23 protein-coding genes are annotated in these 23871 nt (G+C 67.9%); 11 read left to right on the top strand and 12 right to left on the bottom strand.

The window, feature by feature from the left end:
* Positions 1-85: 85 nt before the first annotated feature.
* The gene (gene phhA, locus CNR27_RS02395) at positions 86-988 is read right to left on the bottom strand and encodes a phenylalanine 4-monooxygenase (RefSeq protein WP_096296772.1); all 903 of its coding nucleotides are present in this window, start codon (positions 986-988) and stop codon (positions 86-88) included.
* A gap of 127 nt (positions 989-1115) precedes the next feature.
* Between phhA and CNR27_RS02390 the strand changes: the two genes are divergently transcribed.
* The 6 genes from CNR27_RS02390 (at position 1116) to CNR27_RS02365 (ending at position 6770) form a co-directional block, all read left to right on the top strand.
* Positions 1116-1586, top strand: coding sequence for an Lrp/AsnC family transcriptional regulator (locus CNR27_RS02390; protein WP_096296771.1), 471 nt, complete (start codon positions 1116-1118; stop codon positions 1584-1586).
* A gap of 160 nt (positions 1587-1746) precedes the next feature.
* Positions 1747-3156 (top strand): type I glutamate--ammonia ligase, encoded by a 1410-nt coding sequence (glnA, locus tag CNR27_RS02385; RefSeq protein ID WP_096296770.1) that lies wholly within the window; start codon positions 1747-1749, stop codon positions 3154-3156.
* 278 nt (positions 3157-3434) lie between these two features.
* Positions 3435-4139 (top strand): TorF family putative porin, encoded by a 705-nt coding sequence (locus CNR27_RS02380; protein WP_157745219.1) that lies wholly within the window; start codon positions 3435-3437, stop codon positions 4137-4139.
* A gap of 24 nt (positions 4140-4163) precedes the next feature.
* The gene (locus CNR27_RS02375; protein ID WP_096296768.1) at positions 4164-4502 is read left to right on the top strand and encodes a P-II family nitrogen regulator; all 339 of its coding nucleotides are present in this window, start codon (positions 4164-4166) and stop codon (positions 4500-4502) included.
* Between the two features lie 16 nt (positions 4503-4518).
* Positions 4519-5895 (top strand): ammonium transporter, encoded by a 1377-nt coding sequence (locus tag CNR27_RS02370; RefSeq protein WP_096296767.1) that lies wholly within the window; start codon positions 4519-4521, stop codon positions 5893-5895.
* A gap of 122 nt (positions 5896-6017) precedes the next feature.
* Positions 6018-6770: an N-acetylmuramoyl-L-alanine amidase gene (locus CNR27_RS02365; RefSeq protein WP_096296766.1), complete on the top strand. Its 753-nt coding sequence runs from the start codon at positions 6018-6020 to the stop codon at positions 6768-6770.
* Positions 6771-6948: 178 nt separating this feature from the next.
* Here CNR27_RS02365 and CNR27_RS02360 read toward each other — a convergent pair whose 3' ends face one another.
* The 7 genes from CNR27_RS02360 to CNR27_RS02330 all read right to left on the bottom strand — a co-directional run bounded on the left by CNR27_RS02360 (position 6949) and on the right by CNR27_RS02330 (position 15899).
* Complete coding sequence (locus CNR27_RS02360) at positions 6949-9180, bottom strand: NADP-dependent isocitrate dehydrogenase (protein ID WP_096296765.1); 2232 nt, start codon at positions 9178-9180, stop codon at positions 6949-6951.
* Between the two features lie 271 nt (positions 9181-9451).
* On the bottom strand, positions 9452-9919 hold the full coding sequence (locus CNR27_RS02355; RefSeq protein ID WP_096296764.1) for a hypothetical protein: 468 nt from the start codon (positions 9917-9919) through the stop codon (positions 9452-9454).
* Between the two features lie 25 nt (positions 9920-9944).
* A complete protein-coding gene (locus CNR27_RS02350) occupies positions 9945-10142 on the bottom strand; it encodes a LysM peptidoglycan-binding domain-containing protein (RefSeq protein WP_096296763.1) in 198 nt (65 codons plus the stop codon).
* 77 nt (positions 10143-10219) lie between these two features.
* Positions 10220-11059, bottom strand: coding sequence for an NADPH-dependent 7-cyano-7-deazaguanine reductase QueF (gene queF / locus CNR27_RS02345; protein WP_096296762.1), 840 nt, complete (start codon positions 11057-11059; stop codon positions 10220-10222).
* A 163-nt stretch (positions 11060-11222) separates the two neighbouring features.
* Entirely contained in the window at positions 11223-12536 is a 1314-nt protein-coding gene (locus tag CNR27_RS02340; RefSeq protein ID WP_096296761.1) for a M20 family metallopeptidase, read from the bottom strand.
* Between the two features lie 94 nt (positions 12537-12630).
* The gene (locus tag CNR27_RS02335; protein ID WP_096296760.1) at positions 12631-12945 is read right to left on the bottom strand and encodes a DUF4156 domain-containing protein; all 315 of its coding nucleotides are present in this window, start codon (positions 12943-12945) and stop codon (positions 12631-12633) included.
* A gap of 74 nt (positions 12946-13019) precedes the next feature.
* On the bottom strand, positions 13020-15899 hold the full coding sequence (locus tag CNR27_RS02330; protein ID WP_096296759.1) for a M16 family metallopeptidase: 2880 nt from the start codon (positions 15897-15899) through the stop codon (positions 13020-13022).
* A 282-nt stretch (positions 15900-16181) separates the two neighbouring features.
* Between CNR27_RS02330 and CNR27_RS02325 the strand changes: the two genes are divergently transcribed.
* The 3 genes from CNR27_RS02325 to CNR27_RS02315 all read left to right on the top strand — a co-directional run bounded on the left by CNR27_RS02325 (position 16182) and on the right by CNR27_RS02315 (position 18206).
* Positions 16182-16886, top strand: coding sequence for an SDR family oxidoreductase (locus CNR27_RS02325; protein WP_096296758.1), 705 nt, complete (start codon positions 16182-16184; stop codon positions 16884-16886).
* A gap of 34 nt (positions 16887-16920) precedes the next feature.
* Positions 16921-17388 (top strand): tRNA (cytidine(34)-2'-O)-methyltransferase, encoded by a 468-nt coding sequence (locus tag CNR27_RS02320; RefSeq protein ID WP_096296757.1) that lies wholly within the window; start codon positions 16921-16923, stop codon positions 17386-17388.
* 242 nt (positions 17389-17630) lie between these two features.
* Positions 17631-18206: a porin family protein gene (locus CNR27_RS02315; protein ID WP_096296756.1), complete on the top strand. Its 576-nt coding sequence runs from the start codon at positions 17631-17633 to the stop codon at positions 18204-18206.
* 310 nt (positions 18207-18516) lie between these two features.
* Here the strand turns inward: CNR27_RS02315 and CNR27_RS02310 are convergent, their stop codons facing one another.
* The 4 genes from CNR27_RS02310 to CNR27_RS02295 all read right to left on the bottom strand — a co-directional run bounded on the left by CNR27_RS02310 (position 18517) and on the right by CNR27_RS02295 (position 21074).
* The gene (locus CNR27_RS02310; RefSeq protein ID WP_096296755.1) at positions 18517-19527 is read right to left on the bottom strand and encodes an NAD(P)H-dependent glycerol-3-phosphate dehydrogenase; all 1011 of its coding nucleotides are present in this window, start codon (positions 19525-19527) and stop codon (positions 18517-18519) included.
* A 2-nt stretch (positions 19528-19529) separates the two neighbouring features.
* Positions 19530-20057 carry a protein-export chaperone SecB gene (gene secB / locus CNR27_RS02305; protein ID WP_096296754.1) on the bottom strand — a complete coding sequence of 176 codons (528 nt, stop codon included), beginning with the start codon at positions 20055-20057 and terminating at the stop codon, positions 19530-19532.
* A 77-nt stretch (positions 20058-20134) separates the two neighbouring features.
* Positions 20135-20572, bottom strand: a complete 438-nt coding sequence (locus tag CNR27_RS02300; RefSeq protein WP_096296753.1) for a rhodanese-like domain-containing protein — start codon at positions 20570-20572, stop codon at positions 20135-20137.
* A gap of 76 nt (positions 20573-20648) precedes the next feature.
* Complete coding sequence (locus CNR27_RS02295; protein WP_245815722.1) at positions 20649-21074, bottom strand: hypothetical protein; 426 nt, start codon at positions 21072-21074, stop codon at positions 20649-20651.
* Positions 21075-21153: 79 nt separating this feature from the next.
* On the opposite strand from CNR27_RS02295, the gene oleC reads away from it, so the two are divergent.
* A complete protein-coding gene (oleC, locus tag CNR27_RS02290) occupies positions 21154-22827 on the top strand; it encodes an olefin beta-lactone synthetase (protein ID WP_096296752.1) in 1674 nt (557 codons plus the stop codon).
* Positions 22824-23831 (top strand): 2-alkyl-3-oxoalkanoate reductase, encoded by a 1008-nt coding sequence (gene oleD, locus CNR27_RS02285; RefSeq protein WP_096296751.1) that lies wholly within the window; start codon positions 22824-22826, stop codon positions 23829-23831. The genes oleC and oleD overlap by 4 nt, the downstream gene beginning before the upstream one ends.
* The last annotated feature ends 40 nt before the right edge of the window (positions 23832-23871 follow it).

Raw genomic sequence — 23871 nt, 5'->3', positions numbered from 1 at the left:
ACAGTGCGTCATGCCGGCGCGAGTTCGCGCGTCTCTGCCAAGGCGGAACGGCGGGGTCATCCCTGACGCCGCGGTCCCTTGAGGATCAGACGTCCCCGCCCGCCGTCCAGCCTTCACCGGTGCCGCGATGGAACACGCGGTCCTCGTCGCGCACCGTGCCGGCGCCGATCGTGTCCTGGGTCGCCAGGCGCGCGTAGATCGGAGTGAAGTCGGGACGCGTCGCGTCCATCAGCTGCTCGAAGCTGTCGATGACGAAGTAGGTCTTCTGGTAGGTGTCGATGCGGTAGCGCGTGCGCATGATGCGTTCGAGATCGAAGCCGATGCGGTTGGGTGCATCGGATTCCAGCGAATAGATCGACTCGCCCTTCGACGACACGATGCCGGCGCCGAAGATGTGCAGTCCGTCGTCCTGGCGGATCAGGCCGAACTCGACGGTGTACCAGTACAGCCGGGTGAGGTTCTGCAGCGCGTCCGGGCCGATCCCGTGCGCCTTCACCCCGCCCTTGCCGTAAGCCTCCATGTAATCGGCGAACACCGGATTCATCAGCAGCGGTACATGGCCGAACAGGTCGTGGAACAGGTCGGGTTCTTCGATGTAGTCGATCTGGTCCGGGCGGCGGATCCACCAGGTGACCGGGAAGCGGCGGTTGGCGAGATGGTCGAAGAAATCGAGTTCCGGCAGCAGGCCTTCCACGCCCATCAGCGTCCAGCCGGTCGCAGCCTGCAGGACCTCGTTGAGCTCGACGAACTTCGGAATCGCATCCGGCGTCATGCCCATGGCGTCCTGCGCCTGCAGGAACTCGTTGCAGGCGCGGCCGACCAGCAGCTCCCGCTGCCGGGCGTAGAGCGTGGCCCAGGTGGCGTGGTCGTCGGCGCTGTAGCCGTCCCAGGGCTGTTCGATGATGCCGGTGGCGTAGACCGGCACCTTGCCCTTGTCGGTCTGCAGGTTCTCGACACGGCGCGGCGTATTGGCGGGCTGGGCGGACATGGCGGCTCCGGCAGATGAACGACTCAAGACAATAGCGTCGATGTGGCGCAACAGGGTTGCGTCATTGCGCAGGATGCCGCTACGCGCGCAATATTCGTTTGCTTCCTAGCAATTCAGGACATTATGAATGTCGGGCACCCTTGATCGTACCGATCTGCTGCTGCTGGCCGAACTGCAGCGCAACGGACGCCTGGCCAATACCGATCTGGCCGATCGCGTCCATCTTTCCCCGTCCGCCTGTCTGCGCCGGGTGCAGCGGCTCGAGCGCGAGGGCGTCATCGCCGGCTATCGCGCCGAGGTCAGCGCCGAGCATCTGGGCCTCGGCCTGCAGGCGTTTGTCCGGGTGCAGCTCAAGCACCACGACAGCGCCGCCGTCGCCGGCTTCGCCGGCCTGGTCGACGGCTGGGAAGAGGTGGTGGCCTGCCACGCGCTGACCGGAGACATGGACTACCTGCTCCAGGTGGTGGTGCGCGATCTCGAACACTTTTCGCGTTTCCTGCTTGATCAGCTCCTCAACCAGCCGGCGGTGGCGGACGTGAATTCCAGTTTCGTGCTGCGCACGGTCAAGGCCAACCGCGGGCTTCCGCTGGGGCAATGACGCACCGATTCGGTGCAAAGAGGATTGCCGTGCACCATGCGGGCGCAGCAGACGCCGGTGTAAAACCGGAATCCAGGTTCAAGACTTTGATCCGAAAGGAAAAATAAAGTTGGCACGACCATTGCTTTGATATGGGCACACTTCAACAAGGCGTTCCCCGATGTCGATGGACACTGTCGAAAAACTGATCAAGGACAACAAGGTCGAATTCATCGATCTTCGCTTCACTGACATGCGTGGCGTCCAGCACCACGTGACGTATCCCAAGTCGATCATCGAGCCCGGCCTGTTCGAGGACGGCAAGATGTTCGACGGCTCGTCGATCAGCGGCTGGAAGGGCATCCACAACTCCGACATGGTGCTGCTGCCCGACCCGTCGACCGCGTTCGTCGATCCCTTCACCGCCGATCCGACGCTGGTGCTGACCTGCGACATCCTCGATCCGACGACGATGCAGTCCTACGAGCGCGACCCGCGTGGCATCGCCAAGCAGGCCGAGGCGTTCCTGAAATCCAGCGGCATCGCCGACCAGGCGTTCTTCGGCCCCGAGCCCGAATTCTTCATCTTCGACTCGGTGCGCTACGCCAACGAGATGGGCCACACCTTCTTCCACATCGAGTCGGAAGAAGCGCACTGGAATTCGGCCAAGGAATACGAGGGCGGCAACAGCGGCTACCGTCCGGGCATCAAGGGCGGCTACTTCCCGGTTGCGCCGCTCGACTCGCTGCACGATATCCGCGCCGAAATGTGCAAGACGCTCGAGCAGGTCGGTATCGAAGTCGAGGTGCATCACCACGAGGTCGCGAACGCCGGCCAGTGCGAGATCGGCACCCGCTTCAACTCGCTGGTCAAGAAGGCCGACGAGCTGCAGACGATGAAGTACATCATCAAGAACGTCGCCTTCCGCAACGGCAAGACCGCGACCTTCATGCCCAAGCCGATCGTCGGCGACAACGGCAGCGGCATGCACGTACACCAGAGCTTGGCCAAGGGCGGCACCAACCTGTTCACCGGTGACGGCTACGGCGGCCTGAGCCAGACCGCGCTGTGGTACATCGGTGGCATCTTCAAGCACGCCCGCGCGATCAACGCATTCGCCAACGCGTCGACCAACTCCTACAAGCGCCTGGTGCCGGGCTTCGAAGCGCCGGTGATGCTGGCCTACTCGGCATCCAACCGTTCGGCCTCGTGCCGCATCCCGTATGTCGCCAATCCCAAGGCGCGCCGCATCGAGATGCGCTTCCCCGATCCGATGCAGTCCGGCTACCTGACCTTCGCCGCGCTGATGATGGCGGGTCTGGACGGCATCAAGAACCAGATCGATCCGGGCGGCCCGAGCGACAAGGATCTCTACGACCTGCCGCCCGAGGAAGAGAAGAACTTCCCGACCGTCTGCCATTCGCTGGACCAGGCGCTCGACGCGCTCGACAAGGACCGTGACTTCCTCAAGGCCGGCGGCGTGTTCTCCGACGACTTCATCGATGCCTACATCGCGCTGAAGATGAAGGAAGTCACCGCGTTCCGCGGCGCGACCCACCCGCTCGAATACCAGATGTACTACGCGATCTGATGCACCCACGGGGTCGGCCACTGGCCGGCCCCGTTGCGTTTCAGCGTCCGACGGCAGCGCCTCCCTCCCCCACGGTGGGCGGCACCGCCGACAGGCGCCACGCGTCCGGATTCAACCGATGGATGGGACAGCGGCCACACAGGCGCCATAGAGCGCCGGTCGCGGTGACGACCGCCAGGGGGCGGGCCGGCGCCGAACGTTCGGCCTGCGAAAAGACCAACAACAGACGCAGACGCAATGACCGGGGAGGGCTTTTTCATTCATTTGAGGAGCCTGTCATGTCGCCACGCAATCACGCACGCGCCGCCCTGCTGTGCGCAGGGCTGCTGTCCGCCGGTGCCGCCCAGGCGGAGCTCTCCGGCTCGATCACGCTGACCAGCGATTACCTGTTCCGTGGCATCACCCAGACCGACGGCGAACCCGCCCTGCAGGGTGGCGTCGAGTGGGCGCACGAAAGCGGCTTCTATGTCGGCACCTGGGGCAGCAGCATCAGCTGGCTGTCCGATTCCGATCCCGCCATCTCCAGCCAGCTCGAACTCGACGGCTATGCCGGCTTCCGCGGGGACTTCGGCGACAGCGGCGTCGGCTGGGACGTCGGCGCCGTGCATTACTGGTATCCGGGCAGTTATCCCGCCGGCTTCAACAAGGCCGACACCACCGAGCTCTACGCGGGGGTGAGCTGGAACATCCTCGGTGCGAAGTACTCGTACGCCGTCACCGATCTGTTCGGCATTCCCGACTCGGACGGCAGCAGCCACCTCGAGGTCGACATCGGCTGGGAGTTCGCACCCGGCTGGACGCTGGGCGGCGTCGTGGGCAAGCAGTGGGTGGCCGGCAGCGCAGGCACTGCGACGTATGCCTACTGGTCGGTGGGCGTCGGCAGAGCGTTCGACAACGGCTTCGATATCGCCCTCGACTTCAACGACAACGACCTGATCGGTCCCGACGACACCATCACCCTCGCCGTCACCAAGTCGTTCTGACGCGGTGCGCATCTGGAGAGCCACATGAAACTGATCATCGCGATCATCCGCCCGTTCAAGCTCGACGAAGTCCGCGAGGCGCTCGGGGATGCGGGCGTCAACGGCCTGACCGTCACCGAGGTCAAGGGCTTCGGCCGTCAGAAGGGCCACACCGAGCTCTATCGCGGCGCCGAATACGTCGTCGACTTCCTGCCCAAGCTGAAGATCGAATGCGCCGTCGCCGACGAGGTGTTCGAGGCCGCGATCGAGGCAATTACCACGGCGGCGGCCACCGGCAAGGTCGGCGACGGCAAGGTGTTCGTCATCGCGCTGGACCAGGTCCTGCGCATCCGCACCGGCGAAATCGGCGCCGACGCGCTCTAACCCCCACGGAGGCTCCATGAAGACGATCGAAATCCGCGGGTGGAAAACCCGTATGCAGCTGCTGCTTCAGATGCTGGTGTGTGCGTGCGCGATGTTGGGTGTGGCAGGCGGCGCCTTTGCGCAGGACCTGCCCGCCGTCGAAGCCGCAGCGGTGGTGCTGGAGACGACCGGGGCGGTGACCTTCGACAGCGGCAATGTGGCCTGGATGCTCACCTCCACCCTGCTGGTGCTGCTGATGGTGGTGCCGGGCCTTGCCCTGTTCTACGGCGGCATGGTGCGCGCCAAGAACGTGCTCTCGGTCATCATGCAGGTGCTGGTGGTGTTCTCCGTGGTGATCATCCTCTGGGTGGCCTATGGCTACAGCGCGGCGTTCACCGAGGGCAACGCGTTCTTCGGCTCCTTCACCGAAAAGGCGTTCCTGCGCGGCATCACCGCGGAGACGGATGCCGGAGGCCTCCCGGAATTCCTGTTCATCGCTTTCCAGTCGACGTTCGCCGGCATCACCACCGCGCTGGTCGTCGGCTCGTTTGCCGAGCGCATCAAGTTCGCGGCGGTGCTGCTGTTCTCCATCCTGTGGGTGACGTTCGCCTATCTGCCGATGGTGCACATGGTCTGGAGCGGTGAGGCGGGCTTCCTCGCGCACAAGGGCGTGATCGATTTTGCCGGCGGCACCGTCGTGCACATCAATGCCGGCGTCGCCGGCCTGGTCGGCGCGTACTTCCTCGGCAAGCGCCTGGGCTACGGACGTGAGGCGATCAAACCGCACAGCGTGCCCTTCACCTTCATCGGGGCGTCGCTGCTGTGGGTGGGCTGGTTCGGCTTCAACGCAGGCTCGGCGCTTGCCGCCGATGCCAGCGCATCGCTGGCCATGCTCAACACCATGGTCGCGACAGCGGCCGGCGTGATCGCCTGGAGCATCGTCGAAGCCTTCACCAAGGGCCGTCCATCGGCGCTCGGCGCGGCCTCGGGCGCGATCGCGGGCCTCGTCGGCATCACGCCGGCAGCCGGCACCGTAGGCCCGATGGGCGCAGTCGTCATCGGTCTGGCCGCCGGTGCACTGTGCGTATGGGGCGTCACCGGACTCAAGCGCATGCTGCGGGTCGACGACAGCCTCGACGTGTTCGGCGTACACGGCATCGGCGGCATCGTCGGCGCGCTGCTGACCGGCGTCTTCAGTGCCCAGTCGCTGGGCGGCACCGAGGTCGATCTCGCGATAGGCGCGCAGGTCTGGGTGCAGCTGGTCAGCGTCGCGTTCACCGTGCTGTGGTGCGCGGTGGTGACTGCGGTCGTGATGCTGATCGTCAGGCTCGTCGTCGGCCTGCGCGTCACCGAAGACCAGGAGCGCGAAGGCCTGGATATCGTGTCGCACGGCGAATCGGCTTACGAGAAGTAAACCGCAACCGGTGTCCGTGATCCTGCGCGGACGCCGGCAACGAGGACGGGCGACGGCCGCGCAGGCCGCCGCCCGCTTCTCTGGCGCTTGTGTCGCCTGCCCTGGCACGTTGCAATGCGTGCATGCCCAAATATCTGCTTGCCGCGCTCGTCGCCCTGCTGCTCTGCGCGTGCGCCCACCAGGCGCCGCGCAATCCGCTCGCCACCTGGGTGCCGTCCGACAACTTCGATCCGCGCCGACCTGTACTGGTCGTGCTGCATTACACCGAGCAGGATTCGGCGCAGCGCAGTCTCGATACCTTGCGGACCGCCAACAGCGGTGGACGCGTCAGCTCGCACTATCTGATCGGCAAGCACGGCGAGCGCTACCAGCTGGTCTCCGACGTGGACCGGGCCTGGCATGCCGGTGCCGGCAGCTGGGGCGCGGTGGCGGACGTCAATTCCGCCTCGATCGGCATCGAGCTCGACAACAACGGTCGCGAACCGTTTTCCGAGCCGCTGCTCGAGAGCCTGCTGGTGCTGCTCGGCGATCTGAAGGCGCGCTGGCGGATTCCGGCCGGAAACTTCATCGCCCACTCCGACCTCGCCCCCGGCCGGAAGATCGATCCGGGCGTGCACTTTCCGTGGAAGCGCCTGGCGCAACACGGTTACGGGGTCTGGCCGCGCGACGATACGCCGCCAGCGCCACCGGGTTTCGATGCGGCCCAGGCACTGCGCACGGTGGGCTACCCGGTCGACGATCTCGACGCGACGTCGCGCGCGTTCCGCTTGCGCTTCCGGGCGCTGGCCGATGGGACCCTGGATGCGGAGGACCATCGGATTCTGTATGCACTGGCGCAGGGGTGGACGATTCCGGCGGATGGGGTGCAGCCGTAGCTTTGCAGTTGCTCCGCTGTTGCCCGCTCCCAACGCCGCCCACGTGATTGCAGACCCTCCGGGTAAGTGGGCTGGTAGAGCCGTGAGGGGAAACCCACGGCAACGGCAACGCAGAGCGAAGCCCACAACGAGACAGGCCCGCCGAAGCGGGCCTGTCGATCACGCACTGCAGTGGGGCTCAGGCCTTGAGCGAATCGATCGCCGCATTGAACGTCGCGCTCGGACGCATTGCCTCACCGACCTTCGCAAGATCGGGGTGGTAGTAACCGCCGATATCCACCGGCTTGCCCTGCGCGCCGTTGAGTTCGCCCAGGATCGTTGCCTCCTGCTCGGTCAGCGTCTTCGCCAGCGGTGCGAACGTCGCCTTGAGCTCGGCATCGTCGTCCTGGTCGGCCAGGGCCTGCGCCCAGTACTGGGCAAGGTAGAAGTGGCTGCCACGATTGTCGAGTTCGCCGACCTTGCGCGCCGGCGAGCGGTTCTCGTCGAGGATGCGGCCGTTGGCGACATCAAGCGCGGCAGCGAGCACCCTGGCCTTCGGGCTGTCGTAGGCGTTGCCGAGATGCTCGAGCGACGCGGCCAGCGCGAGGAACTCGCCGAGCGAATCCCAGCGCAGGTAGTTTTCCTCGACGAACTGCTGCACGTGCTTGGGCGCGCTGCCGCCCGCACCGGTCTCGAACAGCCCGCCGCCGGCCATCAGCGGCACGATGGAGAGCATCTTGGCGCTGGTGCCAAGTTCCATGATCGGGAACAGATCGGTCAGGTAGTCGCGCAGGACGTTGCCGGTCACCGAGATCGTGTCCTCGCCGCGGCGGATACGCTCGAGCGAGAACCGCGTCGCCTCCACCGGCGGCAGCACGCGCAGATCGAGCCCCGCGGTGTCGTGGTCCTTGAGATAGGTCTCGACCTTGGCGATGACCTGCGCGTCGTGCGCGCGGCTCTTGTCGAGCCAGAACACGGCCGGCGTTCCGGACAGGCGTGCGCGGTTCACGGCGAGCTTCACCCAGTCCTGGATCGCCGCGTCCTTGGTCTGGCACATGCGCCAGATGTCGCCGGCCTCGACCGCATGCTCGAACACGACATTGCCATCCTGATCGGTCACGCGCACGGTGCCGTCGGCGGGGATCTGGAAGGTCTTGTCGTGGCTGCCGTATTCCTCGGCCTTCTGCGCCATCAGGCCGACGTTGGGCACCGAACCCATCGTCGTGGGATCGAGCGCGCCGTGGGCCTTGCAGTCGTCGATGACCGCCTGGAACACATCGGCATAGCAGCGGTCGGGAATGACCGCCTTGGCATCCTGCAGCTTGCCCTGCGCATTCCACATGCCGCCCGAGTCGCGGATCATCGCCGGCATCGAGGCGTCGACGATGACGTCACTCGGGACATGGAGGTTGGTGATGCCCTTGTCCGAATTGACCATCGCCAGCGCCGGGCGCTGCGCGTACAGCGCGTCGATGTCGGCGCGGATCGCGTCCTGCTCATCCTGCGGCAAGGACTGGATGCGCGAGTACAGATCGCCGATGCCGTTGTTGGCATCGAAGCCGATACGGGCCAGCGCATCCGCATGCTTCTCCAGCACGTCGCGATAGAACGCCTGCACCACGACGCCGAACATGATCGGGTCCGACACCTTCATCATCGTCGCCTTGAGGTGCAGCGAGAACAGCACGCCCTGCGCCTTCGCGTCCTCGATCTGCGCCTCGATGAAGCTCGACAGCGCCTTGCGCGACATCACCGCGGCATCGACGATCTCGCCGGCCTGCACCGGCACCGCGTCCTTGAGCACCGTGGTCGCACCGTCCTTGCCGACCAGTTCGATCTTCAGCGCACCGGCCTTGTCCAGCGTCGCCGAGCGTTCGCTGCCGTAGAAATCGCCCGCATCCATGTGCGCGACGTGCGACTTCGAGTCGCTCGACCACTTGCCCATGCGGTGCGGATGCTTGCGCGCGTATGCCTTGACCGACTTCGGTGCGCGGCGGTCCGAATTGCCTTCGCGCAGCACCGGGTTCACCGCGCTGCCCTTGGTACGGTCGTAGCGCGCCTTGATGTCGGCTTCTTCGTCGGTCCGGGGTGTGTCCGGGTAATCGGGCAGATTGAAGCCCTGGTCCTGCAGTTCCTTGATCGCGGCCTTGAGCTGCGGCACGGATGCGCTGATGTTGGGCAGCTTGATGATGTTGGCTTCGGGCGTCGTTGCCAGCTCACCGAGTTCGGCCAGATGGTCGCCGATCTTCTGCGCATCGCTCAGACGGTCCGGGAACTGCGCCAGGATGCGGCCGGCCAGCGAGATGTCGCGCGTCTCGACCGCGATGCCGGCCGGTTTGGTGAATGCCTCGACGATCGGCAGCAGCGACTGCGTCGCCAGATACGGTGCTTCGTCGGTGAGCGTGTAGATGATCTTCGGGCTATCGGACATCGGACGTGTCTCGCTTCTTCAGAAAACAGGGGGATGCGGTACCGGCACGCAGGCGGCCATCCAGTGGCCGCATGCGCCCATGCGCGCGCGATGGCGGTGCAGGCCGGTACACGCTGGGGTAGAGCCTTGCGATTGTCGCGCGTTTACCCGGGCCAAGAAAGGCGCGCGCCTGCGAGCGGGACATACGCGACAGCATGCTGCGACACCGTAATCGCACACGAAAAACGCGGCCGGGGCCGCGCTTTTTCATCAGGCATCGCAGGGGTTGGCGCTATTTCACCGAAAACTCGCGCGTCTCCACCACCTTGCCGTCGAGCGACACCTCGAGCTTGTAGTTGCCTGTCGGCCAGCCTGCGGGATGGTGGATGTCGAAGGCGATGACCTGCGGGCCCGCCGCGACGTCGGCTTCGGTGGTGCGCACCAGCTGGCCGTCGCCATAAGTCCAGCGCGCCGCCAGTTTCGCCGCGCTCTCGCCTGCGGTGCCGACGGAGGCGTAGATGGTGTCGGTGGTGGCGAACTCGGAGGCGGGGGTTGCGACCCGGTTCTGATCGTCGACGGCATTGCCCAGTTCCACGCTGGTCACCGTTGCCGGCGCGGGTGGCGCGGGCGGCGGCGGGGGTTCCGGTGCGGTCGCGACCGGTGCCTGCGCAGGGGCCGGCGCATCGCGGTTGCAGCCGGCAAGCAGCGTCACGCCAGCGAGTGCGACGGTCAGGCAGGTCAGGGCGACGGGTCGGGTCATGGCAACTCCTGGAGACGGGGTTCGGTCAGTCGGACGGCAGCTGCAGCACCTGGCCGGCCTGGATGCAATCAGGATCGTCGAGCAGGTCGCGGTTCGCCTCGAACAGCTCGCGCCAGCGGTCCTGGGCGCCGAGCTCGGCTTCGGCGATGCCGGAAAGCGTATCGCCCTTGCGCACGACATAGGTGCGCAGCGACGTGGCGTCGGCATTGCGGGAAAGCGTCATGGCGGGGCCTCGGTCGGATCGACCTGCGAGGCTCCCACTTCCCGCGTTAAGAAACCATCGCGCGGGGATCGGCCGTGTTACTGGCGCTCGTCGCGACGCGCGGGCGGCGCGGCATGCGCCGGCGTCGCGCGCCAGGGGTTGATGTCCAGCCCGCCGCGACGCGTATAGCGCGCTTCGACCGACAGCGTCTCGGGATGGCAACGCGCCATCAGATCGACGAACACGCGCTCGACGCACTGTTCGTGGAACTCGGCATGGTCGCGGAACGACACCAGGTAGCGCAGCAGGGAGGCGCGGTCGATGCGCGGTCCGCGATAGGCGATGTGCAGGCTGGCCCAGTCCGGCTGGCCGGTGACCGGGCAGTTGGATTTGAGCAGCGAAGAGGCCAGGCGTTCCTCGACGACAGCATCGCCATCGGCATCGGCCGCGAGCAGTGCCGCATCCGGCGGACCATAGCTGGTGATCTCGATGTCGAGATCGTCGATCGATACCTCCCCGCTCGCGGCGGCGGCCATCGGCGGCAGGCCGTAGCTCACGTCGACTGTTGCGCCGGCGGCCTGCGAGAGGTCGGCCGCGATGCGCGTGCGCACCGCATCGGCATCATCGAAGCGCGTGTGGTTGAGCGAGTTGAGATAGAGCTTGAGCGACTTCGACTCCACCAGTGACGGCGAGTCGCCGGGCACGGTGATCGTTGCCGTCGCCACCACCGGCTTGCCGCGGCCGTCGAGCCAGCCCAGCTCGTAGGCGTGCCAGCGGTCGTGGCCGGTGAAAGGCAAGGCCTCGGCGATGCCGAGCTCGGCGCGGCCGAGCGTGCGTGCGATCGGAAACAGCAGACCGGGGTCGTAGTGCCGGGGATAGGCGACCTCGCGGCCGAGCGGAATGGGCGGCGCGGCCGCGGTGTCGAATTCGGAGGACATGCGGCGATTTTAGCGCCGGGTGGCGAACGGGCGCGGAACGAAGGCCGATACGCTCGGCGCTCCGGAGTTCGTCAAACGTCGGTCGGCCGCGCCGCGCAGGCCCGTAGGCCCGCAGGACCGCTGGACGAGGCGCGCTGCGGCATCGACGTCGCAGCGCGGACCCTCAGCCCGCGCCCGCCTCCAGATAATCCAGGCTGACCTGCAGCATCGCCCGCAGGCCCAGGTCCAGCGCCGACTCGTCGAGGTCGAACTGCGGGGAATGGTTGCTCGGCGCCGTCGCCGGATCCTTGCCCGCTGCCGTCGCGCCGACGAAGAAGAACATCGCCGGCACTTCCTTCGCGTAGTACGCGAAATCCTCGGCGCCCATGTTGAGCGGCGTCTCCACCACGTTGCCTGCACCCGCGACGGCCTGCAGGCTCGGCAGCAGGCGCGCGGTCAGGGCCGGATCGTTGACGGTGACCGGGTTGCCGGTGGTGTCGGGCACCTGCGCATCGACCGTCGCGCCATGCGCGGCGGCGACGTGCGCGGCCACGTTCTTCAGGTCCGCGAAGATGTCGTTGCGCACGCTTTCGTCAAAGGTGCGGATCGTGCCGACCAGCTCTACCGAGTCGGGAATGATGTTGTAGCGGATGCCGCCCTTGATCGCGCCGAAGGTGACGACCGCCGGCAGCGCGGAGATGTCGGTGCGCCGGCTGACGATGCTCTGCGCGCTGCCGATCAGGTCTGCGGCGGCGACGATCGGATCGATGCCGCCCCACGGCCGCGAGCCATGCGTCTGTCGCCCGGTCACCTTGATCGCGAAGCGGTCCGACGCCGCCATCAGCGGACCGCCACGAACGCCGAGCTGGCCCGCCTGCAGGGTCGAGAACACGTGCAGGCCGAAGACCGCCTCGGGCCTGAAGTCGCGGAACACGCCTTCGGCCAGCATCATCGACGCGCCACCGTCCTCGCCGTCGGGCGGCCCTTCCTCGGCCGGCTGGAACACGAACAGCACCTCGCCGGCCAGCTGCTCGCGCATGCCGACCAGGGCCTCGGCCACGCCCATCAGGATGGCCACGTGCGCGTCGTGGCCGCAGGCGTGCATGACGCCGGTGGTCTCGCCGCGATAGGTCGCCGTCGCGGTGGAGGCGAACGGCAGTCCGGTCTGCTCGGTGACCGGCAACGCGTCCATGTCGGCGCGCAGCGCAATGCGCGGACCCGGGCGTCCGCCCTTGAGCACCGCGGTCACGCCGGTGTGGGCGACGCCGGTGGTCGGCTCCAGGCCGAGACTGCGCAGATGTTCGGCCACCCTGGCGGCGGTGCGGGTCTCGCGATTGCCCAGTTCGGGATGCTGGTGGAAGTCGCGGCGCCAGTCGACCACCCGGGCCTGCAATGCAGATGCGGCGCTGGCGACTTCGGGCCGTTGCGCCTCCTGCGCGCGTGACAGGGCGGGCAGGGTGGCGCAGGCACACAGCAACGCGACAGCAAGACGATGCATCGGCGGATCCTCGAACCGGAGATCAGCCGATGCTAGTGGATCCCGCGCCGCGCGGGTCGGCCGCTAACGTGCAGCCGAGCCCTTCACCACGCTGTCAGCGACCGCACTGCCAGGCGGCGAAGCGCTGGCTGCCGCCGGCCGGCTCGCCAAGCGGGCTGATCGTGTCCGCGCCCAGACCCGGCGCCTCGTTGCGCGCCAGCGTCTCGAGTTCCTCGCGCACGCGCAGCGCATTGCGGTCGACGAACGCGATGTTGTGCTTGACCGACACCTCGACCTCGCCGCGCTTGCTGCAGTCGGCGGGCGCCGCGCTGACCACGCGCACCGCACTCGCGCCGGGCGACATGTGCACCCAGGTGCATCCCGCCGCGGACAGGGACAACAGCATCACAACAGCCAGGGATTTGCGCATCGGTAACGCTCCGTAGATTTCGAGGGTGGTGCCGCGATGCCCGCCAGTGTGGCGGGCATCGCCTGAGTGGACGATCACCGCTTCGCGCTGGCGACCGGCTTGCCGTCGGCGTCGAGCACCTGCACATCACCCAATCCCAGCGCGCGCACCGGTGCCTCGATCTGCGAAAGATCGCCGACCACCACCCAGGTCAACGCCCTGGGGTCGATGCTGGCCGCCGCGCCGGCAAGGTCGGACACGGTCATCGACTCGATCTCGGCCTTGCGCTGGAACACGTAATCGTCGGGCCGGCCGAAGCGCACGTTGCCGCCGATGGTCGACATCACCGACCACGCCGTCTCGTAGGCACCCGGCAGGCTCAAGGTGTTGATCGCCCGGGCGCGGGCCAGCTCGGCCTCGCTGGGCGGGCGCGTGCCGCTGGCGAAATCCGCGAACTCGCGCTGCATCTCGGCCATGGCTTCGGCGGTCTTGTCGATCTGCACCGGCGCTGACGCCATCCACGGACGCTGGCCCAGCGTGCCGCTCGCCGAGCTGCGCGCGCCATAGGACCAGTGCTTGTCCTCGCGCAGGTTCATGTTGAGACGCGCGGTGAAATCCCCGCCGATCACGGTGTTGGCCATGTCGAAGCGGGTCGAGGCCGGATCGTTGGTCGGCGGGATCACCTGCGCGGCGAAGATGTTGGCCTGCACCGCGCCCGGCTGGTCGATGAGAAACACGCGCGAGGTGGCGGGACGCGCGACCTCGGCCACTTCGACCGGTGCCGGCGCCGGACCGGTGCCGCGCCAGGCACCGAAATGGGTTTCGAGCATCGGCACGATCTCCTCGAGCGTGGTGTCGCCGACCACGATCAGGGTCGCGCCTTCCGGACGCACCCAGTCGCGGTGGAAGGCGAGCAGGTCCTCGCGCCCGAGCTTCGCGATCGAGGCTTCGTCACCGCTGCCGGTGAACGGGATCGCATACGGGTGGCCTTGGCCATAGACCAGCGGCGGCAGCACACGCATCGCCACGCTGGCCGGGCGCGCCTTCTCCTGGGCGATGCCGGCGATCCACGTCGCCTTGATGCGGTCGATCTCCTTCTGCTCGAAGTTCGGACGCTGGAGCATGTCGGCAAACAGCGCCAGCGATCCGTCCAGGTTTTCCTTGAGCGCCGACACGTAGGCATTGCTGCCGTCGAGCGAGGCGCCCGCACCGATGCTCGCGCCCAGCGATTCCACGCGGTCGGCGAACTCGAGCGCGCCCAGGCCGCCGGCGCCCTCGTCGAGCAGGCTCATCGCGAAGCTCGCGGTGCCGGGCGTGCGGCCCTGGTCGGCGGTGTAGCCGCCCTTGAACTCGTAGCTCAGCTGCACGACCGGGATCTCCGGCCGCCGGGCGAGGATCACTTCGGTGCCGTTGGACAGCATCGCGCGCTGCAGTTCCGGGAACTTCAGCTCGGGGAACTCGCGCGTCTCGGGCACGCCGGTACTGCGGTCGATGCGGCTGCGCGTGGTGGTGAACTTGCGATCCGGCGCGGGCGTCGTCAGCGGCGCCGGGGTGACGGCGGGCTCTTCGGCCAGCGGCGCGCGCGCGCCCGGGACCACGGTGATGGTGTGGCTGCCGACGTCGAGCCATTTCGCGCCGACCGCCTTGACGTCTTCGGCGGTGGTCGCCGCGACATTGGCCAGCGAAGCGCGGAAGCAGCCCGGATCGCCCTCGTAGACGGTGCATTCGGCCAGCGCGTCGGCCTTGCCGCCGAAGCCACCGATGCGCTCGATGCCACGCACGAAACCGGCGCGGAACGAGGTCTTGGCACGCTCGAGTTCGTCGGCGGTCGGACCTTCGGCGATCAGTCGCTCGAGTTCCTCGTCGATCGCCGCTTCGACCATCGCCGGGTCCACGCCCTGCTTGACGGTCGCGATGATGCCGAAGCTCGAGCCCAGCTGCGACGGCCAGGCGCCGGCGCTGATGTTGTCGACCAGCTTGTCCTCGTGCAGCAGGCGCCGGTCGAGTCGCGAGGCCTTCGCGCCGCCGAGCACGCTCGCCAGCACCTGCAGCCGGTCGATGTCGACGCTGCCCAGCTCGGCAACGTTCCACACCCGGTAGATACGCGCCTGCGGCACCTGGTCCTGCATCGTCTCGCGGGTGTCGGCGGGGCGCTTGGCCACGTCGACCTGCGGCTGGGCCATGGTCGGGCCGGCGGGAATGTCACCGAAATACTGCATGGCCTTGCGCCTGGCCGTGGCCAGGTCGATGTCGCCTGCCAGCACCAGCACCGCGTTGTTGGGGCCATACCAGGTGCGGAACCACTGTTTGACATCGTCCAGCGAGGCCGCGTTGAGATCGTTCATCGAACCGATGACACCGCGGTGGTAGGGGTGGTCCTTCGGATACAGCGAGCGGCTCAGCCGGTCCCAGACCTGGCCGTAGGGCTGGTTCTCGCCCTGGCGCTTCTCGTTCTGGACTACGCCGCGCTGTTCGTCGAGCGCCGCCTGGTCGACCGCGCCGAGCAGGTGGCCCATGCGGTCCGATTCCATCCACAGCGCCATGTCGAGCGCGGTGGTCGGCACGTTCTGGAAGTAGTTGGTGCGGTCGGTATTGGTGGTGCCGTTCTGGTCGGTCACGCCGACCTGCTTGAACGGGTCGAAGAATTCGCCGTCGTGGTGTTCGCTGGCCTGGAACATCAGGTGTTCGAACAGGTGCGCAAAGCCGCTGCGGCCGGCCGGTTCGTCCTTGCTGCCCACGTGGTACCAGATGTTCACCGCGACGATCGGCGCCTTGCGGTCGGTGTGCACCACCACGCGCAGGCCGTTGGGCAGGGTGAAGGTCTCGTAGGGAATGTCGACGCCCGCGGTTGCGGCAGGTGGTGCGGCCCAGACCATCGGCGCGGCACTGATACCGGCCAGGACGAGCCCGGTGGCCAGCGCGAGCAGGGCCGCGCGCGGACGGGACGGAGCGGTACGGAGACGGTCAGCGGACATGCCGGGCCTTGGATTGGACGGAATTGGACCCGCATCGTAGCCAGCCGCGGGCCGTACGGCACGGGTCGCAGGTCATGGAGCGGGATCCGCCGACGGTCGCGTGCGTCCGGTTCCGGGGTCTCCACCCGGCCCAGGATGGCGGATGGGGCGCATTCGTCGACAAAGCCGGTTCTGCAGACGCGCTGTACGCGTCCGCCCGGCGCCCGGCAGACCATCGCCCGCCACCCGCCACTCATCAGCGCGCGACTAGCATCGCCCTGTTCCCGATCGAGAGTGCATGCCATGACCCACTGGACCCTCGTCACCGGTGCCAATCGAGGTCTCGGCCTGGAGCTGGTCCGGCAACTGCTTGCCGATGGCGCGCGCGTGGTCGCGACCTGCCGCCAGCCGGGCCGCGCGCAGGCGCTCAATGCCCTGGCCGCCGAGTATCCCGGTCATCTCAAGGTGCTGCCGCTGGATGTCGGCGACGCAGCCTCGCGCGAGGAACTGGCGCGCGAATGGCCGCTGGCGGCCGGCCGGGAGGCGCGGATCGGCCTGCTGGTCAACAACGCGGGCGTGCTGCATGGCGGCGAGCGGTTCGGTGCGCTGACCGAAGAGATCCTCGACGACAGCCTGCGGACCAACGTCGTCGGCCCGTTGCTGCTGACCCAGGCGCTGGCGCCGCTGCTCGCCGATGGCGCGCGCGTGGCCAACCTGTCCTCGCAGCTCGGCTCGATCGCCGGCACCACCCGATTCGGCACCCCGAGCTACGCGATCAGCAAGGCCGCGCTGAACATGGCCACGGTGCAGCTGGCGCATGCGCTGCGCGAGCGCGGCATCGTCGTCGTCGCCCTGCACCCGGGTTGGGTGCGCACCGACATGGGCGGTGCCCAGGCGACCGAGACCCCGGAGGAGTCGGTCGCCGGCCTGCGCCGGGTGATCGCGGGCCTGGGCGCGGCCGACAGCGGCCGCTTCCTCGACTGGACCGGCGCGTCCCTGCCCTGGTGACCGACAATGGCCGGCCCGCAGCCCGGCCCGGCCCATGTTCGACGTCATCCTGAATACGCCCGAGATCCCTCCCAATACCGGCAACGTCATCCGGCTGTGCGCCAATACCGGCGCGCGCCTGCACCTGGTACGACCGCTGGGCTTCGACCTCGACGACCGCAACCTGCGCCGCGCCGGCCTCGATTACCACGAATACGCGACGCTGCAGGTGCACGACGATCTCGACGCCGCGCTGAGCGTGATCCGGCCGGCGCGGCTGTTCGCGCTGAGTACGCGCAACAGCCGGCGCTTCGATACGCCGGCGTTCGCGCCGGGTGATGCCTTCCTGTTCGGCTCGGAGACCCGGGGCCTGCCGGCGGAGGTCCTCGAACGCGTGCCCGACGGCCAGCGCCTGCGCCTGCCGATGCGACCCGGCAACCGCAGTCTGAATCTGTCGAATGCGGTGGCCGTGGTGGTGTTCGAGGCCTGGCGGCAGCAGGGATTCGCCGGCGCGGGGGTTTAAGCGCCATCGCCACGTGGTCCGGGGCGGCACGATCCTCGCGAAGACGGAAAAATCCTACACTTGCCGGTTCAATATTCAGCGCGGGTTGCAGGGAGCAGTTGAGAATTGATCTCACCGGCCCGGGTGATCTGCTTCGCCCCCTCGAAGCATCCCCTCCCCCCTTCACCCGGGCCGGCATTTTTTCGCATTGCCACAGAATAGAGCCGCGTCCCAAGCAGGCGTCGGCCGGAGATATCCCCCGAATGAAGCGTTTGTCTCTTGCGGTCCTTGCGGCCGCGCTGCCGCTCGCCGGTCATGCCGCCGACGGCCTGTCCTACACCTATCTCGAAGGCGGTTATTCGGCCAGCAAGTCCGATGTCGCGCCCCTCGACCGCGACGTCGATTCCGATGGCTGGTCGATCCGTGGCTCCGCCGCGTTCCACCCCAACTTCCATGCTTTTGGCGACTACACCCGCGAAAGTGTGGATCGTAGTCCGCTCGACCGCGATCAGTGGCGTCTGGGCGTGGGCTACAACCACGAAGTCTCGCCGCGCACCGACCTGCTGACCCGCGTGGCCTACCAGAAGCTCGATTTCGGCCACGGCATCAACGGTGACGGCTATTCGGTCGAGGTCGGCGCGCGCAGCGTGCTGCTGCCGGCGCTCGAAGGCTACGCACTGGCCGGTTACGACCACCTGGACGACGGATTCGCTAGCGACTTCTATGGCCGCCTCGGCGCGCAGTGGAAGTTCACCCCGAACTTCGGCGTGGCTGGCGACGTGAAGCTCATCAAGGGTGGCGACACCCAGTGGTTCATCGGCCCGCGCCTGCGCTGGTAAGCGCCACACCGCGCGCCCCACGGTTTCCGGTCCCCAGCGCTTTCCCGGCGCGTCTCTCTCCCGGAAACCGACCGAACCCGGCCAGCAATGGTCGGGTTTCTTTTTGGGTCGGAGAGGTCGAGGGATTCCAGTCGCAGCTCGCGGCGCCCCCTGTGTTGTCCTTCCCCTCGGGGGAAGGTGCCCGGAGGGAGATGCAGGTGCTTTGGGCGCCTTGGCGAGGCCTCCCCTCACCCCACCATCCGCTTTGCGGATGGTGCCCCCCTCTCCCGGAGGGAGAGGGGCTTTGGTCGGGCCTTCGGCCCGAAGCTTCTTATTCGAACTCGGGCTTCTGCTCGCGGGCCATCAACCGGCCCAGAGCTTCGGCCGGGGTGATATCGCCGTGCAGCACCGCGCGGACATTGCTGGAGATCGGCAGTTCGATGCCGTGCCGCTCGGCCAAGCGCATGACCTCGTCGGCGGTCTGCACCGATTCGACCACCTGGCCGATCGCGCGCACCGCGTCCTCGAGCTTCTCGCCGCGGCCCAGCGCCAGGCCCAGCCGGCGGTTGCGCGACAGATCCCCGGAGCAGGTCAGCACCAGATCGCCGAGACCGGCCAGGCCCATCAGGGTTTCGGCCCGGCCGCCGATCGCGCGGTTGAGCCGCAGCATCTCGTTGAGCCCGCGGGTGATCAGGCCGGTCCGGGCGTTGAGGCCCAGTTCCATGCCGTCGGCCGCGCCGGTGGCCACGGCCAGCACGTTCTTCATCGCGCCGCCGAGTTCGGCGCCACGCATGTCGGTGCCGGTATAGGCGCGGAAGGTCGGGCCGTGCAGCACATCGGCCACGGTCTGCGCGAACGCTTCGTCCTCGGACTGCACGGTGATCGCGGTCGGCAGGCCGGAAGCGACCTCCTTGGCGAACGAGGGGCCGGTGACGACGGCCAGGGGCACGTCGCCACCCAGCAGATCGCCGGCCACTTCATGCAGGAAACGCCCCGAACCCGGCTCGAAACCCTTGGTCGCCCACGACACGCCGACGCCGGCCGTGCGCAGCGGCGCCAGCAGGGCCAGCGTTTCGGTGAACGCATGCGAGGGCACCACGACCAGGATCAGCCCGGCGCCTTCGATGGCGTGGGCCAGGTCGGTGGTCGCGCGCAGGGTGTCGGGCAACGGAATGCCCGGCAGATAACGCGGATTCTCGTGGCGCTGGTCGATCGCCTCGACCTGCGCCGCGTTGCGACCCCACAGCATCGTGGGGTGGCCATTGCGTGCGATCAGCGATGCGAGCGCGGTTCCCCAGGAACCGGCGCCCAGCACCGCGACCGCGGACTTCGGATCGCTCACGCTCAGGCGTTGCCGACCTGGTCGGTGGTCGGCTGCTCGCCGCCCTGCTGCGCGCGCTGGCGCAGGCCTTCGGCGTAGAGCGCGTCGAAGTTGATCGGCTGCAGCAGGAACGGCGGGAAGCCGCCGGCCTGGATCAGGTCGCCGATCAGCTGGCGGGCGTAGGGATAGAGCACGTTCGGGCACTGGGTGCCGAGCAGCGCATCGAGGGTGTTGCCGTCGAACCCGGCCAGGCCGAACACGCCGGCCTGCTTCACTTCGGCCACGTACACCGTGTTGGCGTTGTCCTCACCGGTGGTGCAGGTCAGGGTGATCCCCAGCACGACTTCGTAGGCGTTGTCGCCGACGCGCTGGACGCTCTGGTTGAGGTTCATGTTGAGCTGCGGCTGGGCCTGCTCGTTGAAGATCGCCGGCGACTTGGGCGATTCGAACGAGACGTCCTTGACGTAGATCTTTTCGACGCTGAACTGCGCGCCGGCCGGCTGCGCCGGGGCTGCGCCATTGGCGCCGTTGGTGGTCTGTTCTTCGGACATGTGGATCGACTCCAGCAGAAAATTGGGTGGAAGCGGGATCGCCGATTATGGCACCCGCCGATGGACGGAGCCTGGGCTCAGCCGCGGCCCTTGACCAGCGGCAGATCGGCCTGCAGCCAGCCGCCGATGCCGCCGTCGAGGACGTAGACGTTCGCGAAGCCGGCCTTCTTGAGCCGCTTGGCGGCGTCGCTCGCGGTACTGCCGGTCTTGCAGACCAGCACCACGGGCAGGGCCTTCGCCGGTGCGAGCTGCTTGCTCTCCGGGTCGAACTGGCTCATCAGCACGTTCTTCGATCCGGGGATGTGGCCCTTGGCGTAGTCCGCCGAGGGCCGCAGGTCGACGACGAGCGCGTTCTCGCGGTTCATCAGCACGGTCAGTTCGGCCGGACGCAGCGCCTTGAAGCCGCGGAACAGCCGCGAGATCTCATTGACGATGATCGCCACCGTCAGGGCGGCGAAGACCAGCGACAACATCTGGTTGCGGCCGAGGAAGGCCAGAAGTTCTTCGAAATTCACGGATCAGTCGCGGTGCGTCGGAGGGCGGCGATTGTCGCACAACGCCGCGGCTGCCCGGCGCCAGGGGCCGCAGCCGTTATTCGCCCGCCCACAGATCGGGCAAACCATCCGTGATCCACCAGGTGCCGGCGTCCGGATCCCAGCGCCAGCGCTCGGTATAGCGCACGGTGCGCTCGGCCATCGTATGGCGGTTGACCACGCCGATCTGGATCTCGCGCAGTGCCTCGTCCGGCCCGGCTTGGCCACCGACCTCGCGATAACCGGTCACCTGGACCTGGGCGTAGCGTTCGAAGTCCAGCGCGTTCGCCGGATTCGCGGTGCGGTACTCCGGATCGACCAGTTGCCAGGCGCCGTGCAGATCGTTCCAGCGCACCGCCGACGACCATGCATGCTGCGCGCTCTCGAGGGCGCTGCGCTGCTTGCCGGCGCTGGCACAGCCCGGCAGCCACAAGGAGAGCATCAGGACGAGCAGCAGCGGAGCGGGGAAGCGGGGAACGCGCATGGCGGTGTCCGTGCGGGAAAGCGGCCATCCTAGTCCGTCCCCGGCCGTGCGCGTGCGGCGGCCCGGTATCCTCTCGCCGATGCAAGCACCCATCTCCCCGGCCGCGGACGCGGTCAACATCGCCGCAGCCCTGCCGCGGCTCGCGCGCGAGCGACCCGACCGGATCGCGATGCGTTGTCCCGGCCCCGACGGCCGCTACGGCGAGGCGCATGCACTGACCTATGCCGCGCTGGACGCACGCAGCGATGCGATCGCCGCCGGCCTCGCCCGGCGCGGCATCGTCCGCGGCACGCGCGCGGTGCTGATGGTCCGCCCCACACCCGAGTTCTTCCTGTTGATGTTCGCGCTGTTCAAGGCCGGCGCGGTGCCGGTGCTGGTGGACCCGGGCATCGACAGGCGCGCACTCAAGCAGTGCCTGGATGAAGCCCAGGCGCAGGCGTTCATCGGCATTCCGCTGGCGCAGTTCGCGCGCACGCTGCTGGGCTGGGCGAAATCGGCGCGTATCCGCATCACCACCGGTCACCGCGCGTGGCTGGCCGATGCCACGCTGGCGCAGGTGGAACGCGCCGGCGCGGGCGCCGGGCCACAGTTGGCCGCGACGCAGGCCGACGATGTCGCCGCGATCCTCTTCACCAGCGGCTCGACCGGCGTGCCAAAGGGCGTGGTCTATCGCCACCGGCATTTCGTTGCCCAGATCGACATGTTGCGTGGCGCATTCGGCATTGCCGCCGGCGGCATCGACCTGCCGACGTTCCCGCCGTTCGCGTTGTTCGATCCCGCGCTCGGGCTCACCTCGATCATCCCGGACATGGATCCCACCCGCCCGGCGAATGCCGATCCCGACAAGCTGCATGCGGCGATCGCACGCTTTGGCGTGGACCAGCTGTTCGGGTCGCCGGCGCTGATGGGCGTGCTTGCGAAGGACGGCAGGCCGCTGCCGACGCTGCGCCGGGTGACCTCGGCCGGCGCGCCGGTGCCGCCGGACACGGTCGCGAGGATTCTCGAGCTGCTGCCGGGCGATGCGCGCTTCTGGACGCCCTACGGCGCCACCGAGTGCCTGCCGGTGGCGGTGGTCGAGGGCCGCGAACTGCTGGAACTGCGCACGCGCACCGAACAGGGCGCCGGCACCTGCGTCGGCCGACCGGTGCCGCCGAACGAGGTGCGGATCATCCGCGTCGACGACGGCGCGATTCCGGTCTGGTCCGACGCACGGTGCGTGCCCGGCGCGCAGGTCGGGGAGATCACCGTCGCCGGGCCCAGCGCCACCGATACCTATTTCAACCGCGACGCGCAGACGCGGCTGGCGAAAATCACCGAGACGTTGCCTGACGGCAGCACGCGCATCGTCCACCGCATGGGCGACCTCGGCTATTTCGATGCGGAAGGCCGGCTGTGGTTCTGCGGCCGCAAGGGCCATCGCGTCGTGACCGCCGAGGGGACCCTGTGCACCGAACAGGTCGAGCCGGTGTTCAACGTGCATCCCGAAGTACGCCGCACCGCGCTGGTCGGTGTCGGCCCCGCGGGCCGGCAGACGCCGGTGCTGTGTGTGGAACTGCGCGCCGGCATCGCCAAGCGCGAGCACGCGCGCATCGCCGACGAGCTGCGGCACATCGGCGAAGGCCATGTGCATACCGCGCGCATCGAGCGCGTGCTGTTCCATCCGGGGTTCCCGGTCGACATCCGCCACAACGCGAAGATCGGCCGTGAGGCGCTGGCCGTGTGGGCGGCAAAACGCACACAGGAGATCGCATGAAACTTCTCGTCACCGGCGGCGGCGGGTTCCTCGGGCAGGCGCTGTGTCGCGGCCTGGTCGAGCGCGGCTTTGATGTCACCAGCTTCAACCGCGGCCACTATCCGGAACTCGACGCGATCGGCGTGCGCCAGGTGCGCGGCGATCTCGCCGATGGCGCGGCCGTGGCCAATGCAGCGCGGGGCATGGACGCGATCTTCCACAACGCGGCCAAGGCCGGCGCCTGGGGGAGTTACGAGAGCTACCACCGGGCCAACGTGCTCGGCACGCAGAACGTGCTCGATGCCTGCCGGGCGCACGGCATCGGGCGCCTGGTCTATACCTCCACGCCCAGCGTGACCCATCGCGCGACGCATCCGGTCGAAGGCGGCACGGCCGAAACCGTGCCATACGGCGAACACTTCAAGGCGCCATACGCGACCACCAAGAAGATCGCCGAACAGGCGGTGCTCGCGGCCAACGATGCGACGCTCGCGACGGTCGCATTGCGTCCGCGGCTGATCTGGGGGCCTGGTGACCAGCAGTTGCTGCCGCGTCTGGTCGAGCGCGCCAAGGCCGGCCGTCTGCGCTTCGTCGGCAACGGCGAGAACCGCATCGACACCACGTACATCGACAACGCCGCGCAGGCGCACTTCGACGCATTCGCGCATCTGGCGCCCGGCGCCGCCTGCGCCGGCCGCGCGTACTTCATCAGCAATGGCGAACCGACGACGGTGCGCGAGATCGTCAATGCGCTGCTGGCCGCGGCCGGCGCGCCGCAGGTCGACAGGACGGTGCCGTTCGGCGTGGCATATGCGATCGGCGCGATCTGCGAAGCGGTGTGGCCCGTGCTGCGCCTGTCCGGGGAACCGCCGATGACGCGTTTCCTGGCCGAGCAGCTCAGCACCACGCACTGGTACGACATGGCGCCGGCGACGCGCGATTTCGGCTATGTCCCCAGGGTTTCCCTTCACGACGGACTCATCCGCCTGAAAAATTCGCAAGTCAGGTACATGACCGTCACCTGATCGCGACTTCCGGCCGCATAGGGTGGCACCCGAACCGCCA

The organism is Luteimonas chenhongjianii (assembly GCF_002327105.1).
In the GTDB taxonomy this organism is placed as follows: Bacteria; Pseudomonadota; Gammaproteobacteria; order Xanthomonadales; family Xanthomonadaceae; genus Luteimonas; species Luteimonas chenhongjianii.
The sequence above is the reverse complement of the archived record's forward strand: the minus strand, read 5'-3'. Positions and strand labels throughout refer to the sequence as shown.